This window comes from Nonomuraea sp. NPDC049607 (assembly GCF_040675375.1).
Taxonomy (GTDB): Bacteria; Actinomycetota; Actinomycetes; order Streptosporangiales; family Streptosporangiaceae; genus Nonomuraea.
Genome location: NZ_JBFAOV010000008.1, coordinates 203432 through 223863, shown reverse-complemented (window position 1 = coordinate 223863; position 20432 = coordinate 203432). Strand labels below are relative to the sequence as shown.

At 73.7% G+C, this 20432-nt stretch carries 18 protein-coding genes; 10 read left to right on the top strand and 8 right to left on the bottom strand.

The genetic code is table 11. From position 1 onward, the window contains the following. Positions 1 to 152 precede the first annotated feature (152 nt). Positions 153 to 1526 (top strand): LCP family protein, encoded by a 1374-nt coding sequence (locus AB0J97_RS18665; RefSeq protein WP_364090035.1) that lies wholly within the window; start codon positions 153 to 155, stop codon positions 1524 to 1526. Positions 1527 to 1536: 10 nt separating this feature from the next. On the opposite strand, the gene AB0J97_RS18660 is transcribed toward AB0J97_RS18665, so the two are convergent. Next, a complete protein-coding gene (locus tag AB0J97_RS18660; RefSeq protein ID WP_364090032.1) occupies positions 1537 to 1830 on the bottom strand; it encodes a helix-turn-helix domain-containing protein in 294 nt (97 codons plus the stop codon). A 92-nt stretch (positions 1831 to 1922) separates the two neighbouring features. Here AB0J97_RS18660 and AB0J97_RS18655 point away from each other — a divergent pair, with 92 nt between their 5' ends. From AB0J97_RS18655 to AB0J97_RS18625, 7 genes are all read left to right on the top strand, one after another. Beyond that, a complete protein-coding gene (locus AB0J97_RS18655; protein ID WP_364090029.1) occupies positions 1923 to 3350 on the top strand; it encodes an FAD-dependent monooxygenase in 1428 nt (475 codons plus the stop codon). A 157-nt stretch (positions 3351 to 3507) separates the two neighbouring features. Next, on the top strand, positions 3508 to 4575 hold the full coding sequence (locus AB0J97_RS18650; RefSeq protein WP_364090026.1) for a hypothetical protein: 1068 nt from the start codon (positions 3508 to 3510) through the stop codon (positions 4573 to 4575). A gap of 126 nt (positions 4576 to 4701) precedes the next feature. Continuing rightward, positions 4702 to 5703 carry a LacI family DNA-binding transcriptional regulator gene (locus AB0J97_RS18645; RefSeq protein WP_364090023.1) on the top strand — a complete coding sequence of 334 codons (1002 nt, stop codon included), beginning with the start codon at positions 4702 to 4704 and terminating at the stop codon, positions 5701 to 5703. After that, positions 5700 to 6473 carry a TIM barrel protein gene (locus AB0J97_RS18640; protein WP_364090020.1) on the top strand — a complete coding sequence of 258 codons (774 nt, stop codon included), beginning with the start codon at positions 5700 to 5702 and terminating at the stop codon, positions 6471 to 6473. The genes AB0J97_RS18645 and AB0J97_RS18640 overlap by 4 nt, the downstream gene beginning before the upstream one ends. Before the next feature lie 8 nt (positions 6474 to 6481). Next, entirely contained in the window at positions 6482 to 7399 is a 918-nt protein-coding gene (locus tag AB0J97_RS18635; protein WP_364090017.1) for an alkaline phosphatase family protein, read from the top strand. Positions 7400 to 7434: 35 nt separating this feature from the next. Further along, on the top strand, positions 7435 to 10005 hold the full coding sequence (locus tag AB0J97_RS18630) for a PEP/pyruvate-binding domain-containing protein (protein ID WP_364090014.1): 2571 nt from the start codon (positions 7435 to 7437) through the stop codon (positions 10003 to 10005). A gap of 115 nt (positions 10006 to 10120) precedes the next feature. Continuing rightward, entirely contained in the window at positions 10121 to 11164 is a 1044-nt protein-coding gene (locus AB0J97_RS18625) for a hypothetical protein (protein WP_364090011.1), read from the top strand. Here AB0J97_RS18625 and AB0J97_RS18620 read toward each other — a convergent pair. The 6 genes from AB0J97_RS18620 to AB0J97_RS18595 all read right to left on the bottom strand — a co-directional run bounded on the left by AB0J97_RS18620 (position 11161) and on the right by AB0J97_RS18595 (position 16593). Then, positions 11161 to 12021 (bottom strand): sugar phosphate isomerase/epimerase family protein, encoded by an 861-nt coding sequence (locus AB0J97_RS18620; RefSeq protein ID WP_364090008.1) that lies wholly within the window; start codon positions 12019 to 12021, stop codon positions 11161 to 11163. The two genes, AB0J97_RS18625 and AB0J97_RS18620, sit on opposite strands and share 4 nt — an antisense overlap. Continuing rightward, the gene (locus AB0J97_RS18615; RefSeq protein ID WP_364090005.1) at positions 12018 to 13178 is read right to left on the bottom strand and encodes a DUF993 family protein; all 1161 of its coding nucleotides are present in this window, start codon (positions 13176 to 13178) and stop codon (positions 12018 to 12020) included. Before AB0J97_RS18615 ends, AB0J97_RS18620 begins: the two co-directional genes overlap by 4 nt. Then, positions 13175 to 14320, bottom strand: a complete 1146-nt coding sequence (locus tag AB0J97_RS18610; protein WP_364090002.1) for a Gfo/Idh/MocA family oxidoreductase — start codon at positions 14318 to 14320, stop codon at positions 13175 to 13177. Before AB0J97_RS18610 ends, AB0J97_RS18615 begins: the two co-directional genes overlap by 4 nt. A 134-nt stretch (positions 14321 to 14454) precedes the next feature. Continuing rightward, positions 14455 to 15681, bottom strand: a complete 1227-nt coding sequence (locus AB0J97_RS18605; protein WP_364090000.1) for a ribonuclease D — start codon at positions 15679 to 15681, stop codon at positions 14455 to 14457. A 45-nt stretch (positions 15682 to 15726) separates the two neighbouring features. Beyond that, positions 15727 to 16323, bottom strand: coding sequence for a DUF3000 domain-containing protein (locus AB0J97_RS18600; protein ID WP_357698075.1), 597 nt, complete (start codon positions 16321 to 16323; stop codon positions 15727 to 15729). Positions 16324 to 16383: 60 nt separating this feature from the next. Further along, positions 16384 to 16593, bottom strand: coding sequence for a hypothetical protein (locus AB0J97_RS18595; RefSeq protein ID WP_357698077.1), 210 nt, complete (start codon positions 16591 to 16593; stop codon positions 16384 to 16386). Positions 16594 to 16993: 400 nt separating this feature from the next. Here AB0J97_RS18595 and hemE point away from each other — a divergent pair, with 400 nt between their 5' ends. After that, positions 16994 to 17944, top strand: a complete 951-nt coding sequence (gene hemE / locus AB0J97_RS18590; protein WP_364090306.1) for a uroporphyrinogen decarboxylase — start codon at positions 16994 to 16996, stop codon at positions 17942 to 17944. Between the two features lie 3 nt (positions 17945 to 17947). On the opposite strand, the gene AB0J97_RS18585 is transcribed toward hemE, so the two are convergent. After that, positions 17948 to 18919: a DUF4349 domain-containing protein gene (locus AB0J97_RS18585; RefSeq protein ID WP_364089996.1), complete on the bottom strand. Its 972-nt coding sequence runs from the start codon at positions 18917 to 18919 to the stop codon at positions 17948 to 17950. 108 nt (positions 18920 to 19027) lie between these two features. On the opposite strand from AB0J97_RS18585, the gene hemG reads away from it, so the two are divergent. Beyond that, entirely contained in the window at positions 19028 to 20431 is a 1404-nt protein-coding gene (hemG, locus tag AB0J97_RS18580; protein WP_364089993.1) for a protoporphyrinogen oxidase, read from the top strand. The last annotated feature ends 1 nt before the right edge of the window (position 20432 follow it).

Sequence of the window (20432 nt, the reverse complement as noted above, 5' to 3'; positions counted from 1 at the left end):
GCGCGCGGGGTGCGTCCTGTGCGGGCGCGCGTAGAGGGGGGCGCGTGAGCGAGGGCCGGAGAGTGGCGGAACGGCCGCAGCACAGTCCCCATCGCCGCCCGGACCGGCCTCCGGGGCGCACGCGGCGCATCACCCCGCTGGCGTGGACGAGCATGGTGCTGACCTTCGTACTGGTCGCGGTCACGCTGGGCGGGTACGCGTACTACCGCAGCATCGACGGCGACATCCCGCGCGTCGCCGTGGACCCCGGATCGACGCGGCCGCCGGAGACCGGCGCGCTCAACGTGCTGCTCGTCGGCTCCGACTCGCGCGAGGGCGACAACAAGAAGTACGGCGCGAAGTCGCAGGGCCTCGGTGAGCGCACCGACACGATCATGGTCCTGCACATCTCCCCCGACCGCGACAAGGCCACCATGATCAGCTTCCCCCGGGACACCATGGTCATGATCCCGCAGTGCCAGAGCCGCACCGGCGCGACGCTGGCGGGCGGCCTGCGCCAGATCAACTCCGCCTTCAACGACGGCGGCATCAACTGCACGGTCCGGACGATCGAATCGCTCACCAACATCAAGATCAACCACATCGCGAAGGTGGACTTCACCGGCTTCAAGGGCATCGTCGACGCCATCGGCGGCATCGAGATCTGCCTGCCCAAGGCGGTCAACGACCCCAAGGCCAAGCTCCAGCTCAGCGCGGGCAAGCACGTGGTCCGCGGCGAGCAGGCGCTCGCGTACGTGCGCACCCGCTACTCCCTCGGCGACGGCAGCGACCTCGGCCGGATCCAGCGCCAGCAGGTCTTCCTCACCAAGGTGCTGGACAAGATCACCAACGGCGGGTTGCTCGCCGACCCCATCAAGCTCAACGCGTTCCTCAGGGCCGGGGCCAAGGCCGTCACCCTGGACGACAAGCTCACGCTGGAGCGGATGGTGGAGATCGCGGGCAGCGTCAAGGGGCTGACCGCCAAGGAGCTCAAGGGCATCACCGTGCCCGTGGAGGCGTACCCGGCCGACAAGAACCGGGTGCAGCTCAGGCAGCCGGACGCCCGCAACTTCTTCGAGGCCGTCCGCTCGGACACCGAGGTGAGCCCGCCCTCGACCGTCGCCACCAAGCCGAAGGTCGAGAACGGGCGGGTGCGCGTCCAGGTGCTCAACGGCACGACGGAGGTCGGCAAGGCCGGTCAGGTGGCCGACGAGCTGGCCGACCAGGGCTTCGTCGTCGTCCAGGTCGGCAACGCCGCGCCGGTTCCCACCACGTCGATCCGGTACGCCAAGAAGGACGCCGACAACGGGATCGCCTACGGGGACGCGGTGGCCGCCCGGCTGTCGAAGGACAAGCGCACGCCGGTGGCGGGCAAGGTCGCCCCGGTGAACCCGAAGCCGTACCCGGCCAAGGTCGCCCAGATGCCCGACGGGCCGATCGTGCAGCTCGTCATCGGGGCCGACTGGCCCGGCGTGCGGGTGGTGTCGCCGATCCCGGGCTCGCTCAAGGACAAGGTGGTCGACTCCACCACGAACCCCTGCCTGTGAGGGCGGCGGGCTAGAGGTTCTCGGCCACGAGCAGGTCGACCAGGCCGGGGAAGCGGGCGTCGAGGTCGTCGCGGCGCAGCCGGATGAACAGCTTGCGGCCCTCCGGGCGCTGGCAGATGACGCCGGCCTCGCGCAGCACCCGCCAGTGGGCGGTCAGCGTCGACTTCGGCACGTCCTCGACGACCTCGCCGCAGAACAGCTCGTCCCCCGAGGCCAGCGCGCGCACGATCTGGGCGCGTACGGGGTGGCCGAGCGCGGCGAGCACCTCCACCAACTGGATCTGGTCACGCGACGGGTGCAGCATGCGGCCATTGTACGGACAACGCGAACGATGATTTGACGGGCATTGTTCGTATGTACGAAGATTACGTACTCAATCGGTCCGAGGAGGGTGTCGTGTTCGATGTCGCCGTGGTGGGTGGCGGGCCCGTGGGCATGTTGCTCGCCGCCGAGCTGGGCCTTCAGGGGGTACGTCCGCTCGTGCTCGAACGGCTCCCCGCGCCGACCGGCCAGTCCAAGGCCGGGACGCTGCATGCGGGCATCGCCCAGAGCCTCGACCGGCGCGGGCTGCTGGAGGCGGTGGGCCGCACCACGTACGGGAGCGTGAGCTTCCACTTCTCCGGCATGTTCGGGCTCGACCTCGGGGCGGTGTCGGACGGCGGGCCGACCATCGTGGGCAGTCCGCAGGCATGGGCCGAGCAGGTGTTCGCCCGCCGCGCGGCGGCCCTGGGCGCGGAGATCAGGCGCGGCCAGGACGTCACCGGTCTGGAGCAGCGGGACGACCACGTCGTGCTGACCGTGAACGGCCGCGAGCTGGCCGCCCGGTACGTCGTCGGCGCCGACGGCGCGCGCAGCGTGGTGCGCAAGGCCGCCGGCATCCCGTTCACCGGCACCGGGGCCCGCGTCGCCGCGCTCATGGGCGACGTACGGCTGCTCGACCCGTACACGGTGCCGCCGGGTTACACGCGGACGCCGCGCGGCTGGATCATCGTCTGGCTCGACCCCGCCGGGCACAGTCGCGTCACCACCTACGACTTCCGCGCCCCGCACGCCGACCGCGAGGCCCCCGTCGCCCTGGAGGAGCTCCAGGAGGCGGCCGAGCACATCCTCGGCGTCCCGGTCCCGATGGCCGGCGCGCGCAACCTGTCCCGGTACGGCGACGCCGCCCTTCAGGCCGAGACCTACCGCGCGGGCCGCGTCCTGCTGGCCGGGGACGCGGCGCACGTGCACTTCCCGTGGGGCGGGCAAGGGCTCAACACCGGCCTGGGGGACGCGTTCAACCTGGGCTGGAAGCTGGCCGCCGAGGTGCGCGGCGACGCCCCGGCCGGGCTGCTCGACAGCTACCACGCCGAGCGGCACCCGGTCGGGGCGCGGGTGTTGTGGAACGTACGGGCCCAGAGCGCGCTGGCCGACCCCGACCCGGCCGTCGACCCGCTGCGCGAGCTGTTCGCCGAGCTGATGCGGTTCGACCAGGTCAACGAGTACCTGAGCGGGATGATCAGCGGGCTCGACACGGTCTACGACGTGGGCGTGCCCGGGGCCGGGCGGATGGCGCCCGACCTGCCGGTCAAGACGGCCGACGGCGTCGTGCGCACGGTGGAGCTGCTGCGCGGCGGCCGGGCGCTGCTGCTGGACCTCGCCGGGCGCGACGACCTGGTGGCGGCGGCCGCCCCGTGGGCGGACCGGCTGGAGATCGTACGGGGGAGCGCGGAGCACGACGCCGAGGCGCTGCTCGTGCGGCCCGACGGGTATACGGCCTGGACGTCGGGGGTGCCGGGGCGTCCGCTGGAGGCGGCGCTGGCCCGGTGGCTGGGGCCTGTGTGACGGAGAGTAACTTTAGGGAAACATGTGAAATTTCCGGACAAGTCTGTTAAGAAAGGTCGCGGTCCGTATTCAAAGCTAGAGAGGGTCCATCGTGGCGCGCGACGAGAACGACAGGCCGTACGAGGATGGGCAGGGTAGTAAGTCGTTAAATCCGGAGATGACCGGAGACGTGCTGTCCCCCCGGTGGAGCACCGAGGACACCGACGAGCAGCCCGCCATCCAGGTCTCCGGCAACGAGACCTACATCCTGCCGCCCGGCCAGGCCGCGCAGTCCGTCGAGCCCCCGGCGACCCCGGCGACCCCGGCGACCCCGGCGACCCCCGCCGACGCGCCGCACGACGTCCTGGACGGTCCCAGCGGCCCGCACGACGTCCTCGACGGCGCGAGTGGACCGCACGACGTGCTGAGCGGGCCGCACGAGGCCCTCAGCGGGCCGCACGAGACGCTGGCCGGGCCGCAGGAGACGCTGAGCGGGCCGCACGCCGTCCTCGGGGCGGACGCGCTCGACGCCGCCACCGGCGACCGTGCCGTCGACGACGACCTGCCCTACCTGCCGCTGGACCAGGGCTACAAGCCCGAGCGCGACGACGACGACGCCGACGCGGGCGGGACGAGGCGCGGATTCCTCGGCTCGGGCTGGACCGACGACGCCGACGACCGCCGTGGCGCCGGCGAGCGCGAGGTGCGCCGGCGTACCAGGGTGCTGGTGCTGGCGGGCGTCGCGGTGGTGCTGGTCGGGGCCGGGGCGGGCTGGCTGCTCACCGGCACCTCCTCCGACGACCCCTGCGGGACCGCCCGCTGCGCGAGCGCGAGCGAGGTCAGCGCCCCGCCGCAGACCGCGCTGCCGGAGCAGACCGAGGAGGCCACCCCCGAGCCCGAGGTTACGGACACCGCCGAGCCGACCGTGTCCGAGACCGTAACCCCCACCCCCGTGGCCCGCCGCCCCCGTCCCACCCGCGAGCCCACGGCCCGGCCCACCACCTCCAGCCGCGAGCGCCGCCCGACGGCCACGCCCGACGACGACGCCACCCGCGGCACGCGCGGCCACATGAACGAGACCTCCGACGGTGCCCCCGAGGACGCGGCCGAGGCGCCCGCCACCAAGGAGCCGGAGCGGCAGGAGACCGGCGCCCCCACGCAGGCGCCGCCCCCCACCCAGCAGGACCAGCCCGCGCCCGCGCCGAGCGAGAAGAAGGGCCTGTTCGACATCCTGTTCCCCTGGTAGCGGGACGCCTGTCGCGGCCCGCCCGAGCACGGTGCGCGGGTTCTGTCGCCGCCGGGGGCGGGCGTGCGAGGATGCGGAGCCAGGTCGCCGTCTGGCAGACTTGGAAACCGCTTTCCGGGAGGTCTCGTGGTCACGCTTGAGGACGTCGCCAAACAGGCGGGCGTCTCCCTCGCCACCGCCTCGCGGGTGCTCAACGGCAGCACCCGCCAGGTGGGCGCGACCCTGCGGGCCCGTGTCGAGCGGGCCGCCGACGAGCTGGGCTACCGCGCGAACATCGCCGCCCAGACGCTGGCCCGGGGGGCGAGCAACGTCATCGGCATCGTCGTCCACGACCTGACCGACCCCTACTTCGCGGCGCTGGCCGACGGCGCGATGCGGGCCGCCGCCACCGAGGGGCTGCTGGTCATGGTCGGCACCACCCATCGCGACCCCGAGCAGGAGATCGCCTACGTCGCCACCATGAACGCCCAGCGCGTGCGGGCCGTGCTGCTGGCCGGCTCGCGGGTCGCCGACCCCGTCGTGACCGGGCGGCTGCGCGAGGAGCTGGCCCGGTACCGGGAGGGCGGCGGGCGGGCCGCGTGCGTGGGGCAGGACCTGCTCGGCGTGGACACCGTCGCGCCCGCCAACCGGGCCGGGGCCGCGGCCCTGGCCCGCGCGCTGGCCGGGCTGGGCCACACCCGGTTCGCCGTGCTGGCCGGGCCGCCGCAGCTGGTGACCGCCGCCGACCGGTGCAAGGGGTTCGCCGAGGCGCTGCGGGGCCTGGGGCTGCCCGAGCCCGTCGTGGTCCACGGGGCGTTCGACCGCGACGGCGGGTACCGGGCCGCGACCGAGATCGGCGACGCCACCTGCGTGTTCGCGGTCAACGACGTGATGGCCGTGGGGGCGCTGGCCGCCTGCCGGGAACGCGGGATCCGGGTGCCGGAGGACGTCTCGGTGGCCGGGTTCGACGACATCGTCACGCTGCGTGATCACGTGCCTGCACTGACGACCGTGCGGCTGCCGCTGAAGGACATGGGGGCGCGCGCCCTGGAGCTCGCGCTCGGCGGCGCGGACGTCACCGCCGCGCCCGTGGTGGAGCACGTCGCGGGCGAGGTCGTGCTGCGGGAGAGCGTCAGGAGGATGGCGTGAGGCTGGCCGTCAGCACGCTGGGGATGCCGGGGGAGGGGCTGGAGCGGGCGGTGGAGATCGCCGCCGCGAACGGCTGTCAGGGGCTTGAGCTGCGGCTGCATCCGGACACCGGCGTCCATGCCGGGCTCGCCGCGCCGGAGCGGCGCGCGGTGCGGGAGCGGGTGGGGCGGGCGGGGCTGGAGATCGCCGCCCTGGCCGGATATGTCGGCATCTGCGAGCCGGGCCCGGACGGGCCGGTCGCCGACGCGCTCCTCGCCGACCTGCGGCTCGCTGCCGACCTGGGCGCGCCGGGCGTGCGGGTGTTCCCGCGCGGCGACGATCCGGCGGTGGGCGCCCGCAGGCTGAGGTCCGTCGCCGGTACGGCCGCCGCCCTCGGCGTGCGCGTCCTGGTCGAGACGCACGACGAGATGGCCACCGGGGCGGCCGTGGCCGCGCTGCTGGCCGAGGCGGGCCGGCCTGAGTCCACCGGCGCGCTGTGGGACCTGCTGCACCCCTGGCGGAACGGCGAACCCCCGGCCGCCACGCTCGCCGCGCTCGGTCCTTCGCTCGCCTACGTCCAGGTCAAGGACGCCGTCTCGGCTGCGGACACCACCCCGGTCCCGATGGGGACGGGCTCGGTCCCGCTGGAGGAGGCCGGCGACCTGCTGCGCGCGGCCGGGTACGCCGGGTGGGTCTCGCTGGAGTGGGAGCGCACGTGGTACCCGCAGGTGGCGCCGGTCGAGGAGATCCTGCCGGGCGCGGCCGACTGGGTGCGGCGGTTCACCGCTTAGATAGGGGAATGCCCCTTAACAAGAACAAAGTCCTCGTGGTCGGCATGGACGGCCTGCGCTTCGACCGGCTCGTCGCCCTCGCCCCGCCGGTCCTGTCGTCCTTGATGGCCTCCGGCGCGTACGGCACCAGCCGGCTCCCGTACGGCGAGGCGGCGGCGCCCAGGACGGAGTCGCCCGGCGAGGTCGTGCCGAAGAGCCCGGAGCCGCCGTCGGCGGGCCGCGTGATCAGGTCGCGGACGGACTCGGGCCCCGGCTGGTCGTCCATCGCCACGGGCACCTGGCCCGACAAACACGGCGTCGTAGACAACAGCTTCACCGACCCCCAGTTCACGAAATTTCCGGACTTTTTGAGTCGTGCGAAGAATGCCCGCCCCGACCTCACCACCGCCGCCTTCCTCTCCTGGGCGGCCCTGGGCGAGCACAACGCGTTCGGCCCCGCCATCGACCACCGCATGGTCCTGGACGGCTACGCCCTCACCTGGACCGCCGCCGACCGGCAGATCGCCGACGCGGCCGGGCGCCATCTCGCCGACACCGGCCCCGATCTCGCCTTCGTCTACCTCGGCGACACTGACGAGGTGGCCCACGCCCTCGGCCCCCACTGCCCCGAGTACGCCGCCGCCCTGCACGCCCAGGACGCCTACCTCGGCCGCCTGCTCGACGCCGTCCGCGCCCGTCCCGGGGAGAGCTGGACCGTCCTGGTCACCACCGACCACGGCCACGTGGACGAGGGCGGCCACGGCGGCACCTCGCCCGAGGAGCGCACGGTGTTCGTGATCGCCAACCGGCTGGGCGAGGACCTGGGCGGCCGCCCGCTCGACGAGCCCCGCCTGGTGGACGTCGGCCCGACCGCCCTGGCCCTGCTCGGCGTGCCGCTCGACCCGGCCTGGGAACTGGACGGGGAACCGCTGTTCAACAGTTGGTGAATTTATGGCAGACTCCGGGGAAGGGGGTGCCTTCAATGAGGACCACGCGTGACTTCTCCGAGATCGACGCCACGATGCTCGCCGAGGTGGGCGGAAAGGCCGCCAACCTCGGCGAGCTGACCCGGGCCGGCCTGCCCGTCCCGCCCGGCTGGGCCCTCACCACCGACGCCTACCGCCAGGTCGCCGCCGGGCTCGACCTCACCCCGGACGACGGGCTCGCCGCGCGGGCCAGGCGGCACCTGCTCCAGGCCCCGGTGCCCGGCCCGGTGCGCGAGGCGATCATGGCGGCCTACGCGCGGCTCGGCGCGGACGTCCCGGTGGCCGTGCGCTCCTCGGCCACGGCGGAGGACCTGCCGTTCGCCAGCTTCGCCGGCCAGCAGGACAGCTTTCTCAACGTGGTGGGCGCCGAGGCGGTGCTCGACGCCGTCCGCCGCTGCTGGGCCTCGCTGTGGACCGACCGGGCCGTGGCCTACCGGGAGTCCAACGGCATCGACCACGCCGCCGTCCGGCTCGCGGTGGTCGTCCAGGTGATGGTGGACGCGCGGGTGGCCGGAGTGATGTTCACCGCCAACCCGGTGACCGGCAGGCGGCGCGAGACCGTCCTCGACGCGAGCCCCGGTCTCGGCGAGGCGGTCGTCTCCGGTGCAGTCAACCCCGACCGCTTCGTCGTCTCCGGCGGCGAAGTGCGCGAGCGGCACGCGGGCGACAAGAGGCTGGCCGTCCGGCCGCTGCCCGGCGGCGGCGTCGAACGGGTCGAGACCGCCGCCGGCGGCCTGTGCCTGACCGATGCGCAGGTGCTCGCCCTGGCCGCACTCGGCGCGCGCGTCGAGGGCCACTACGGCGCGCCCCAGGACACCGAATGGGCCATCGGCCCGGACGGCACGCTCTGGCTCACCCAGGCCAGGCCGATCACCACGCTCCACCCGGTGCCCGAGCCGGCCGGTCCCGGGCTGCGCGTGCACCTGTCGCTCAACGTCGCCCAGGGCGTGATGGGGCCGTTCACGCCGATGGGGGTGTCCGCGTTCAACCTGGTCAGCTCGGGGGCGGCGGGCGTGTTCGGGCACGCGCCCGCCGACCGGCTCGACGGGCCCGCGTTCCTGTCGGAGGCGGGGCAGCGCCTGTGGCTCGACCTGACCACGCCGCTGCGCAGCCGTACCGGCCGGGCCGTCCTGACGCGGATGATGCCCTTGGGGGAGGCGCGGGCCGCGGCCGTCGTGCGGGAGCTGGCCGACGATCCGCGGCTGTCGGTCGTCCAGAACTCGCGCCGCCCGTTCCTGCGCGGGCTGCGCCGCTTCGCACGCCGCGTCCACGCTCCGGCGCGCGTCCGCGACGCGCTGCTCAGCCCGGCCAGGGCGCTCGCCTACGCCGCCCGCGTCGGCGCGGAACTGGACGGACGGCTCGAACCGCCGCCCGGCGCCACCCCCGCACAGCGGCTCGACCACGCCGAACGCCTGCTCGGCGGCACGTTCCCGGCCATCGTCTCGATCATGCCGATCGTGATCACCGGCTACGCGCTGCTCGGCCTGGCCGCCCGGCTCTCCGGCACGCGGGTGGGCGACCTCCAGGACGTCCTGCGCGGCGTCCCGCACAACCCGACCACCGAGATGGACCTCGAACTGTGGGATCTGGCCACCCGCGTCGAGCCCGAGCCGTTCCGCGACCTGCCCGCGGCCGAGCTGGCCCGCCGCTACCAGGCCGGCGAGCTCCCGCCGCGGGCCCAGCAGGGCCTCGCCGCGTTCCTGGACAAGTACGGGCACCGCGGCGTGGCCGAGATCGACCTCGGCGTGCCCCGCTGGTCCGACGACCCCACCCACATCCTCGGCGTCCTGGCCAACTACCTGCGCATCGACGGCGACTCCGACCTCGCCCCCGCCGCGCTGTTCGCCAGGGGCGCGCGGGCCGCGCGGGAGGAGGTGGACCGGGTCGCCGCGCTGGCCGCGCGCAGGGGCCGGTGGCGGGGGCCCGTGGTGCGCTTCGCGCTCGGCCGCACCCGGGCCTACGCGGGGCTGCGCGAACTGCCCAAGTTCCACCTGGTCAGGGCCATCGCCGCCGTCCGGGACAGCCTGCGCGCGGTCGGCGAGCACCTCGTCCGCGCCGGCGTCCTGGACGACGCCCTCGACGTGTACTTCCTGCGCCTGGAGGAGGCCAGGGCCGCCCTGACCGGCGGCGACCTGCGCGACCTCGTGCGCGAGCGGCGGGCGGCGTACGAGCGGGAGTCGCGCCGCAGGCACGTGCCCCGGATCATGCTCTCCGACGGCACCGAGCCCGAGGCCCTGGCCGGCCCCGCCCCCGAGGGCGCGCTGACCGGCACGGCGGCCTCGGCCGGCACGGTCACCGGCGTGGCCAGGGTGGTGCTCGACCCGACCGGCGCCCACCTGGAGCCGGGCGAGATCCTGGTCTGCCCCTCGACCGACCCCGGCTGGACCCCGCTGTTCCTCACGGCCGGCGGCCTGGTGATGGAGATGGGCGGCGCCATGTCGCACGGCGCCGTGGTGGCCCGCGAGTACGGCATCCCCGCCGTCGTCGGCGTGCCCGACGCCACCCGGCGGGTCACCACGGGCCAGAAGATCACCCTCGACGGGTCCGCGGGCACCGTGACCCTGTAGGCCGGCCGGGTGGTTGTCACCGCGGCGCCACCGGATCGTGGGCGGCGCCTGCCGTTAAGCCCGCGCCGCCGAGGGTAACCGGGGAGGGCATGACGTTCCCGGATGAGGCGGTCCCATGCTGGTCACAGAGCTGGTGCGCAGGGTAGGCACGACCCTTGCGCAGTCGCAAGGGCGCTTCCCCCTCTACGCCGACCCCGTGACGGGCGAATGGACCTGGTCCGAGGACGGGGACTGGTGCGGCGGCTTCTGGGGCGGCCTGCTGTCCCTGGCGGCCGTCGCCACCGGCGAGCCCGGATACGCCCGCGCGGCCGGCCAGGTCGCCGAGCGGCTGACGTCCCGCACCGACGCCCCCACCCTGCTGCGCGGCCTGCTGTTCTGGTACGGCGCCGCGCTCCCGGCCGTGCTCGCCGGCGACGAGGACCCGGGCGCCACGACCGCCGTGGCCGCCGCCCGGTCCCTGAGCATCGGCTTCGACCCGCTGGCCGGCCTGCTCCCACCCCAGGAGGACGACGTCCTCAAGTACGACTGGCCCCGGCCGGGCGCCTGCGTGGACGGCCTGCCCGGCACGGTCCCACTGCTGGCCTTCGCCTGCGAACGCACCGGCGCCCGCGAGCTGCTGGTGATGGCCGAGTCCCACGCCCGCGCCAGCTACGCCATGTGCGTCCGCGAGGACGGCTCGGTCGCCCAGACCTCGGCCGGCGCGGTCAACGGCTCCTCGCCGGGCAGCACCTGGGCCCGCGCGCAGGCGTGGGCCATGCTGGGCCTGGCCCAGGCCGCCCACCTGTCGGCCGAGTTCATCGGGCCGGCCACCGAGGTCGCCGACTGGTACCTGGCCCACGTCCCGTCCGACCTGGTCTGCTACTGGGACTTCGACGACCCCGCCATCCCCGACGCGCCCCGCGACACCTCGGCCACCGCGATCGCCGCCGCCGCCCTGTCCAAGCTCGCGCCGCTGGCCAAGGACGGCTACCGCGAACACGCCGCCGACACCCTGGAGTCGCTGGCCCGCGACCACCTCAACGAGCACGGCGGCCTGGTGGACGGCTGCTACGACCGCCGCAAGGGCCTGGCCACCGGCAACGAGCTCATCTGGGGCGACTACTTCCTGCTCGAAGCCGCCCTCACCCTCGACGGCACGGTCGACCCCAGCCGCGTCTAGACCACCAGCTCGGCGTAGCGGGCCTTCATCGTGGCCAGCACCTCGTCCGGGTCGGCCGCCCAGACGTCGGCGTTGAAGATCTCGACCTCGATGTCGCCCGCGTAGCCGGCGGCCAGCACGGCCCGCGTGATCGGCGCGAAGTCGATCACCCCGTCGCCCATCATCCCCCGGCCGAGCAGCACGTCCGAGGGCAGGGGGTGCAGGTAGTCGCACACCTGGTACGACGCGATCCGCCGGCCGGCCCGCGCGACGTCCTCGAACAGCCTGGGGTCCCACCACACATGGAAGGTGTCCACCACCACCCCCACCTGCTCCTCCGGGTACGGCAGGCTCAGGTCGAGCGCCTGGCCCAGCGTGGACAGCACCGCCCGGTCCGGGCAGTAGACCGGATGCAGCGGCTCCAGTGCCAGCCGGACGCCGCGCTCACCGGCGTAGGGGGCCAGCACCGTCAGTGCCTCGGCCACCCGCTCGCGCGCACCGGCGACGTCCTTGGAGAAACCGGACGGCAGCGGCTCGCCCGGCCGCACCCCCGGCAGCCCGCCGACCACCATCACCAGGCACGCGGCGCCCAGCTCGGCCGCCTCGTCCACGGCCCGCCGGTTGTCGTCGAGCGCCCGGTCGAAGGCGCGCCGGCCCTCCTCGCCGGGCAGCCCGCCCGCCGTGAGGAAGCCGCCCCGGCACAGCGAGGACACCCGCAGCCCGGCCTCGCGCACCAGCTTGACGCTGCGCGCGAGCCCCTCCTCGGCCACCTTCTCGCGCCACAGCCCGATCGCCTCCAGGCCGTGCCGCGCGCAGCCGTCCACGGCTTCGGCGACCGACCAGCGCCGGGTCGTCCACTGGTTCAGCGACAGGCTCACAGGCCGTTCACCGCCAGCAGCGCCGTCATCCTGCGCACGGCCAGCTCCTGGTCGGCCAGCAGCCCGGCCCGGTCGGCCAGCCGGAACACCTCCGACAGGTGGCGCAGCGAGCGCGCCGACTGGGCGCCGTTCACCATGGCGAACGCGTCCTGGTGGCCGTTCAGCCAGGCCAGGAAGACGATGCCGGTCTTGTAGTGGTACGTCGGCGCCTCGAAGATCTTGCGTGACAGGGCGACCGTGGGGGCCAGGATCTCGTCGTAGCGGGCCAGGTGATGGGCCGCCTCCGCACCGGTGGCCGTCTCGGCCGCGTCCAGCTCGCGCAGGGCCGCGGCGGCGGCCGGGGCGATCGCGTCGAAGATGCCGAGCAGCGCGTGCGAGCCCGACCTGATGAGCGAGGGGTAGTTGAAGTCGTCGCCGGTGTAGAGGCGGACGCCCTCGGGGAGCGCGGCGCGCAGCCGTATCTCGTGCTGCTCGTCCAGCAGCGACACCTTCACGCCGTCCACCAGGGCGGCGTGGGCGTGGACCAGCTCCAGGAACGACTCCGTCGCGGCGTCCACGTCGCGCGCGCCCCAGTAGCCGGCGAGCTGCGGGTCGAACATCTCGCCCAGCCAGTGCAGGATGACCGGGCGGTCGGCCAGGCCGAGCACCTTGCCGTACACCTGGTGGTAGTCCCGCGGCCCCTCGGCCACCCCGGCGAGCTGCCGGGAGGCCATCACGATCACGCCCGCGCCGGCCGCCTGGACGGCCTCCACCTGCTCGGCGTACGCGGCGGTGATCGTGTGCAGGTCGGCGGCGCCGGGCGCGTGGTCGGTGCCCGCGCCGCAGGCCACCAGCGCCGCCGGGTCGCCGAAGGGGGAGGCCTCCTGGGCGCTGAGCCGGATCAGCTCCTTGGTCGCCGCCCAGTCCAGGCCCATGTTGCGCTGGGCGGTGTCCATGGCGTCGGCCACCCGCAGGCCGTGCGACCACAGGTGGCGGCGGAAGCGCAGCGTGGCGTCCCAGTCGACGGCGGCGGGGGAGCCCGGCGTGTTGTCGCCGAGCGGGTCGGCGACGACGTGCGCGGCCGCGTAGACGACCCTGCTCGTGGCCGGGGCGGCCGACACCGGCCAGGTCACCGGCTCGCGCAGCTCGTACGCGCCGCCCGGCAGGTCGATCCTCACAGCTGCGGCACCTCGATCCTGCGGCCCTCGGCGTTCGAGCGCAGGCCCAGCTCGGCGAGCTGCACGCCACGCGCGCCGGAGGCGAAGTCGTAGGGGAAGGGCGCGTCCTCCAGCACGTGCCGAACGAACGCCGTCCACTGGACCTTGAACCCGTTGTCGAACTCGGCGTTGTCCGGCACCTCCTGCCAGTCCTCGCGGAAGCGGGCCGTGGCCGGCAGGTCGGGGTTCCAGACCGGCTTGGGGGTGGCGGCCCGGTGCTGGAAGCGGCAGTTGCGCAGGCCCGCGACGGCGCTGCCGTGCGTGCCGTCCACCTGGAACTCGACCAGCTCGTCCCGGTTCACGCGGACCGTCCAGGAGGAGTTGATCTGAGCGATCACGTCCCCTTCAAGCTCGAAGATGCCGTACGCGGCGTCGTCCGCGGTGGCCTCGTACGCCCGGCCCTGCTCGTCCACCCGGGACGGGACGTGCGTGACGGCCTTGGCGTAGACCGACCGGACCCGGCCGAACAGGTTCTCCATCACGTAGTGCCAGTGCGGGAACATGTCGAGCACGATGCCGCCGCCGTCCTGGGACCGGTAGTTCCAGGACGGGCGCTGCGCCTCCTGCCAGTCGCCCTCGAACACCCAGTAGCCGAACTCGCCGCGCACCGACAGGACGCGGCCGAAGAACCCGCCGTCGATCAGCCGCTTCAGCTTGAGCAGGCCCGGCAGGAACAGCTTGTCCTGCACGACGCCGTTCTTCACCCCCTTGGCCGTGGCGGCCTCGGCCAGTGCGACGGCCTCCTCCACAGACTCGGCCGTGGGCTTCTCGGCGTAGACGTGCTTGCCCGCCTCGATGGCCTTGAGCACGGCCTTGACGCGGGCGCTGGTGACCTGGGCGTCGAAGTAGATCAGGTTGTCGTCGTCGGCGAGGGCGGCGTCCAGGTCGGTGGTGTGGTCCGGGATCCCGTGGCGGTCCGCGATGTCGGCGATCCTGGCGGCGTTCCGGCCGACCAGCACCGGGCGCAGCCTGACGCGTTCGCCGTCGGAGAGCGTGACGCCGCCCTGCTCGTTGATGGCCAGCACGGAGCGGACGAGGTGCTGGCGATAGCCCATTCGTCCGGTGACGCCGTTCATCACGACGCCGATGGTGCGCACGCTCATGAGGATCCCTTCAGGCAGCGGGGGAGGGGAAAGCGCTTTCCCGAAACGTACGGCCGTCCCCCTCGGAGCGTCAAGTGGGATGGCGACGACGGCGGGCGGAGGGGTGGACCCTCCGCCCGTACGCCGGCAGTGGGCTAGCTGTCGCCCCGGCCTTCGAGCCGGGCCAGCGCCTTGGCGATGGGATGGGCCGCGAGCGTGAGCTGCCACTCACGCGCCCCGAGCGCCCGCAGCCGCGCGGTCACGCTCTCGTCGGTGATCTCGGACGGGGGTTCCCAGGTGAGCCTGCGCACCGCGTCGGGCTGGAGCAGGTTCTCCGTGGGCATGTGGTGCTCCTCGGCCAGCGCGGCCACCACGGCGCGCGCCGCAGCGAGGCGTTTGGCCGCCGCAGGGTCGCGGTCGGCCCAGCGGTTGGGCGGCGGCGGCCCGTCACCCGGGGTGCTCGGCTGGGGGAGCTGGGCGTCGGGCAGCGCCCGTGCCCGGTTGACGGCGGCCAGCCAGTCGTTCATGTACCGGCGGGCGCTGCGGCCGGTGAAGGCCGAGATCTCCGTCAGCGCCTTCTTCGTGCGGGGGCCCTCAAGGGCCGCCGTGACGATCGCGGCGTCGGGCAGCACCCGGCCGGGAGCCAGGTCGCTCTCCCTGGCGATCGTGTCGCGCATGGTCCACAGCTCGCGCACGATGGCCAGCGCGCGCACGTTGCGCACCTTGTGGATGCCCGACGTACGCCGCCACGGGTCGGACCGCGGCACCGGCGGCGGGGTGTTGAGCACGGCCGCGAACTCCTCGCGCGCCCACTCCAGCTTCCCCGACTCCGTCAGCTCCTGGTGGAGCATGTCGCGCAGCTCGACCAGCACCTCGACGTCGAGGGCCGCGTAACGCAGCCAGTCTTCGGGCAGCGGCCTGGTGGACCAGTCGGCGGCCGAGTGGCCCTTCTCCAGCCGCAGCCCGAGCACGGTCTCGACCATGGTGCCGAGCCCGACGCGTTCGTAACCGAGCAGCCGGCCGGCCAGCTCGGTGTCGAAGATCTCGCGCGGCTTGAAGCCGACCTCCATCAGGCACGGCAGGTCCTGGGACGCGGCGTGCAGCACGACCTCGGTGCCGGTCAGCGCGGCGTCGAGCGCCGACAGGTCGGGGCAGCCGACCGGGTCGACCAGCGCGGTGCCCGCGCCGGCCCGGCGGAGCTGGACCAGGTAGGCCCGGTTGCCGTAGCGGTAGCCGGAGGCGCGCTCGGCGTCGACCGCCACGGGCCCGGTGCCCGCGGCGAAGGCGTCGACGACCCGCGCCAGCCCCTGCGCGTCGGCGATCACCGGCGGGATGCCTTCGCGGGGTTCGAGCAGGGGCTCGACGATGCGTTCTTCTGTCATGAGCTCACCGACCTCATGACGCTGGTGCTGTCTTGACTGGTGCCCTCACTTCGTACGGTCACTCTCCGGATCATCACGTCGGCGCGGCAGCGCGGCCACGTCGGGCGGGAGCGGCGGGATCCCCGCCGCCAGGCACATGAGGTCGCACCAGGCGGCGACGTGGCCGGTCAGATCCTCCTCGGCGGGCGACCAGGACGCACGCAGCTCGAGCTCGGTCGTGACCGGGTCTTCCGCCTTGTTGCCGAAGCCCTCGGACACGGCTCTAGTCACGGTACCGCCCGCGGCGGAGTAGTCGGCTTCGTGCGCCTCCAGGGCCTCGGTCAGCCAGCTCCACACGACCGGGCCGAGCAGCGGGTCGGAGGTGATCTCCGGCTCCATGTCGGCCCGGACGTAGGCCACCAGCCGGAACGGGCCCTCCCAGCCGCGCTGGCCGTCGGGGTCGTAGAGCAGGATCAGCCGGCCGACCGCGAGCTCGTCGTCGTCGCGGTAGACCGAGGCGCCGATGGCGGCCGAGTAGGGGGCCAGCCGCTGCGGCGCGGGCAGGTCCTCAAGCTCGATCTCCGGCCTGACCTCGCACAGCCGCAGGCTCTCCGCCGCGCGGGTGAACGCGGCGGGCGGCGGTGGCTGGTCACCGAGGGTCATAGCCGAAGCGTAGGTCGAGGACGGACGGAAGGGGACCACGGGGGTGCTCATCCTTGGTGATCAAGCCGCTGCCGTAACCAGCTGGCGGACCGGTCGGGTGGTCTCGGCCGGGCCGAGCAGGATCGCGTGGCCGCATTCGGCGCAGGCCCATTCCGGGCACTCGCCCGGCCCGTGCCCGTCGAAACAGGGCGGCTGTTCGAACAGCCGCTCGCCGGCACAGGCGGCACAGCGTTCGCTGCGACGCTCCGGGGAACTCCACAACGCGGTCATCGCACCAGTCATCGAACCGGGGCCTTTCTTCGGGTCGTGGCTCCGACGTTGGCACGAGCCGCTGACAATTCCCCGCAACGCGCTCGGCGTGTCCCGAAAGTGGTCGCTGAATCGATGCCGCGCGGTGCGTTGGTGAACATTTGGTCCAGTCGAGACCGGCTCTCTGGGCGGCCATGGGGTGTGTTCGACCCGTGTGCGACGCCGCTGCCGGGCAGACCGGTAAACCTTCATCTGGCTATCTGATCATGATTTTGGGTATCCAATGCATGTTTTTCCGACACCTCGCGCCGATGTCCCGGCCGATCGGGGGCCATGGCACCCTTGGAGGGTGAATCTCGCCGACTCAGCCTTCCTGCGCGCCTGCCGCAGGCAGCCCGTCCCGCACACCCCGGTCTGGTACATGAGGCAGGCCGGGCGTTCGCTGCCCGAATACCTGAAGGTCCGCGAGGGTGTGCCGATGCTCACCGCCTGCGCGACGCCCGACCTGATCGTCGAGATCACCATGCAGCCCGTGCGCCGCTACGGCGTCGACGCGGCCATTTTCTTCAGTGACATCGTCGTCCCGCTCAAGGCCATCGGCATCGACCTCGACATCAAGCCGGGCGTCGGCCCGGTCGTCGCCGACCCGATCCGCGACGCGCGCGGCGTGGCGGCCCTTCGGCCGCTGGAGCCCGGCGACGTGCCCTACGTGACGGAGGCCGTCTCGGCGCTGGTCGGCGAGCTGGCCGGCACCCCGCTGATCGGCTTCGCCGGCGCGCCCTTCACCCTCGGCTCCTACCTGATCGAGGGCGGTCCGTCGAAGAACCACGACCGCACCAAGGCCATGATGTACGGCGAGCCGGCCCTGTGGCACTCCCTGATGGAGCGCCTGACCGACATCGTCCTGGAGCACCTGCGCATCCAGATCGCGGCGGGCGCCTCGGCGATCCAGCTCTTCGACTCGTGGGTGGGCGCGGTGGCCCCGGCCGACTACCGCGAGTTCATCCTGCCCCACACCCGGCGCATCTTCGAGGGCGTCACGGGCGTGCCCCGCATCCACTTCGGCGTCGGCACCGGCGAGCTGCTCGGCGTGCTCGGCGAGGCCGGGGCCGACGTCGTGGGCGTCGACTGGCGGGTGCCGCTCGACGAGGCGGCCCGGCGCGTCGGGCCGGGCAAGGCGCTGCAGGGCAACCTCGACCCGGCGATCCTGCTCGCGCCGTGGGAGGTCGTGGAGCGCAAGGCCCGCGAGGTGCTGCGGCGTGGCGCGGCGGCCGAGGGTCATGTGTTCAACCTCGGCCACGGCGTGCTTCCCTCGACCGACCCCGACCAGCTCAAGCGCCTGACCGACCTGGTCCACGAAGCGAGCGCCTGACCGTCAGGCCGCCGACGGCCCAGGCTCGGCGGGCTCGGCCTCGGCGGGCTTCGGGGCGGCCGGGGGAGCGGGGCGGCGCGCGCGGTTGCGCCGCACCAGGAACACCGCCACGGCCACCAGCGGCACCATGACGACCAGCCACGGCAGCAGCGCGCCGAACACGGTCAGCGCCGTCTTGGTGAACGACACCAGCGCCTCCCAGCCGGCCTTCAGCCCGCCGAGGAAGCCCGCCGGCTCCTCGGCCGGGTCCTCGACCACGGCCACCGGCCCGACCAGCCGGAGCGTCAGCGTGGCCATCGCGACCTGGGTGGCCAGCTCCTTCTGCTGGGCCTGCAACGCCTCCAGGTCCGACTCGCGGGAGTTGATCTCCCGCTCCACCTGCAGCACCTGCCCGATGGTGTCGGCCTTCTTCAGCAGCGTGCGCAACGACGCCAGCGACTCCTGGGCCGACTTCAGCCGGCTTTCGACGTCGGCGACCTGGAGGGTGACGTCCTGGGTGCCCTGGTTCATCGAGAGCTGCTTGCCCAGCTCCCTGCCCAGCCTGCCGGTCACGTCGGCGTACCGGGTGGGCGGGATCTTGAACTCCAGCAGGGCCGAGTCCTCGGTGTCGCTGGCGGTGTTGGTCTCCTCCTTCGACAGGTAGCCGCCCGCCGCCGTGACGAGCTGCTTGGCCTGCTGGGCCGCCGAGGTGACCTGTTTGGCCCGTACCGTCATGCTGCCGGTGTAGATGACCTGCCGGTCCTGCTGCTGCTGGGCCAGTTTGACGCCGGAGACCGCGCTGTCGCCGCTCTGCCGCGCGACCCTCTTCTCAGGCGCCGCCTGATCCTGTGCCTCGGGCGCGGCGAGCGCCTGCGAAGACGCCTCCGACGCGCCGGCCGCAGCCACCATGGGCTCGCCGCCGCCGTCGGCGCCGCAGCCTGCGAGCAGCAGGGCGGCACAGGCCGAGAGCGCGATGCCTAACCGGATTCTCCTCATGCCCTCTATGACGGACGGTGGATCACCCCGGTTTGGCGACCTACGTCACGGTACGGTCACGTGCCCCGATCAGCTGGGCGGTCTGCCGAGGCGGTAGCGTCAGGAGACGTGGAAGGCAATCGGGCGCACGTCGTCGTCATCGGCGGTGGGATCTCCGGCCTGGCGGCCGCGTGGTTCCTTCGTCAGGGTACGAGCGAGCAGGTCAAGGTGACCGTGTTGGAGGGCAGCCCCCGCCTCGGCGGCAAGCTGCACGCCTCCGAGGTCGCGGGGGTGAGCGTCGACGCCGGGGCCGAGGCCATGCTGGCCCGGCGGCCGGAGGGCGTCGAGCTGGCCAAGGCCGTCGGGCTGGAGGACGATCTCGTCTTCCCGGGCACCGTGCGGTCGGCCGTCTACTCCAGGGGCGCGCTGCGGCAGATGCCGAAGGGGCACGTCATGGGCGTGCCCGCCGACCTGGCCGAGCTGGCGAAGTCGGGCATCGTCTCGCCCGGCGGCCTGCTGCGCGTGCCGCTCGACCAGATCCTGCCGCCCACGCTGGTGCGCACCGACGTGTCCGTGGCCTCCTACATCCGGGCCCGGATGGGCGGCGAGATCGTCGAGCGCCTGGTCGAGCCGCTGCTCGGCGGCGTCTACGCCGGCCGCTCCGACATGTTGTCGCTGGAGGCGACGATGCCGCAGGTCGCGGCCGTCGCCAGGGCCGAGCGCTCGCTGCTCAACGCCGCCCGGCACATCGTCGAGGAGGCGCCCAAGAACGGCGGGCCGGTCTTCACGACGCTGCGCCAGGGGCTGGGCGGGCTGCCCGAGGCGGTGGCCAAGGCGTCCGGGGCCGACGTCAGGACCGGCGTGACCGTGCGCGAGCTCCACCGCACCGAGCATGGCTGGCGGCTGGTCGCCGGGCCGGTGCCGCAGCCGGAGGTGATCGAGGCCGACGCGGTGATCCTGGCCACGCCGGGGCCCGCCGCCGCCCGCCTGCTCAAGGACGAGGTGCCCAAGGCCGCCGCCGAGCTGGCCCGCATCGAGTACGCCAGCATGGCCGTCGTCACCCTCGCCTACCCGATCGACGCGCTCGCGCAGCCGCCCGGCGGCAGCGGCTACCTGGTGCCGCCGGTCGAGGGCCGGCCGGTCAAGGCGGTCACGTTCAGCTCGGTCAAGTGGCCCCACCTGGCCCAAGATCTGCTGGTCGTGCGCTGCTCGGTCGGCAGGATCGGCGAGGAGCACCTGCTCCAGCGCGACGACGCCGAGCTGGTGTCGCTGGCCACGGCCGAGCTGGCCGACGTCGTGGGCGTGCGCGGCCTGCCGATCGACAGCCGGGTCACCCGCTGGGGCGGCGCGCTGCCGCAGTACAACGTGGGCCATCTCGACCGGGTGGCCCGGGTGCGCGCCGCGGTGTCGGGCGCCGCCGGGCTCGCCGTGTGCGGCGCGGCCTACGACGGCATCGGCGTCCCGGCCTGCGTCGCGACCGCCCGCACCGCCGCGGCCCGGATTCTGGACCACCTGTCGCGACAAGGAGAATGAA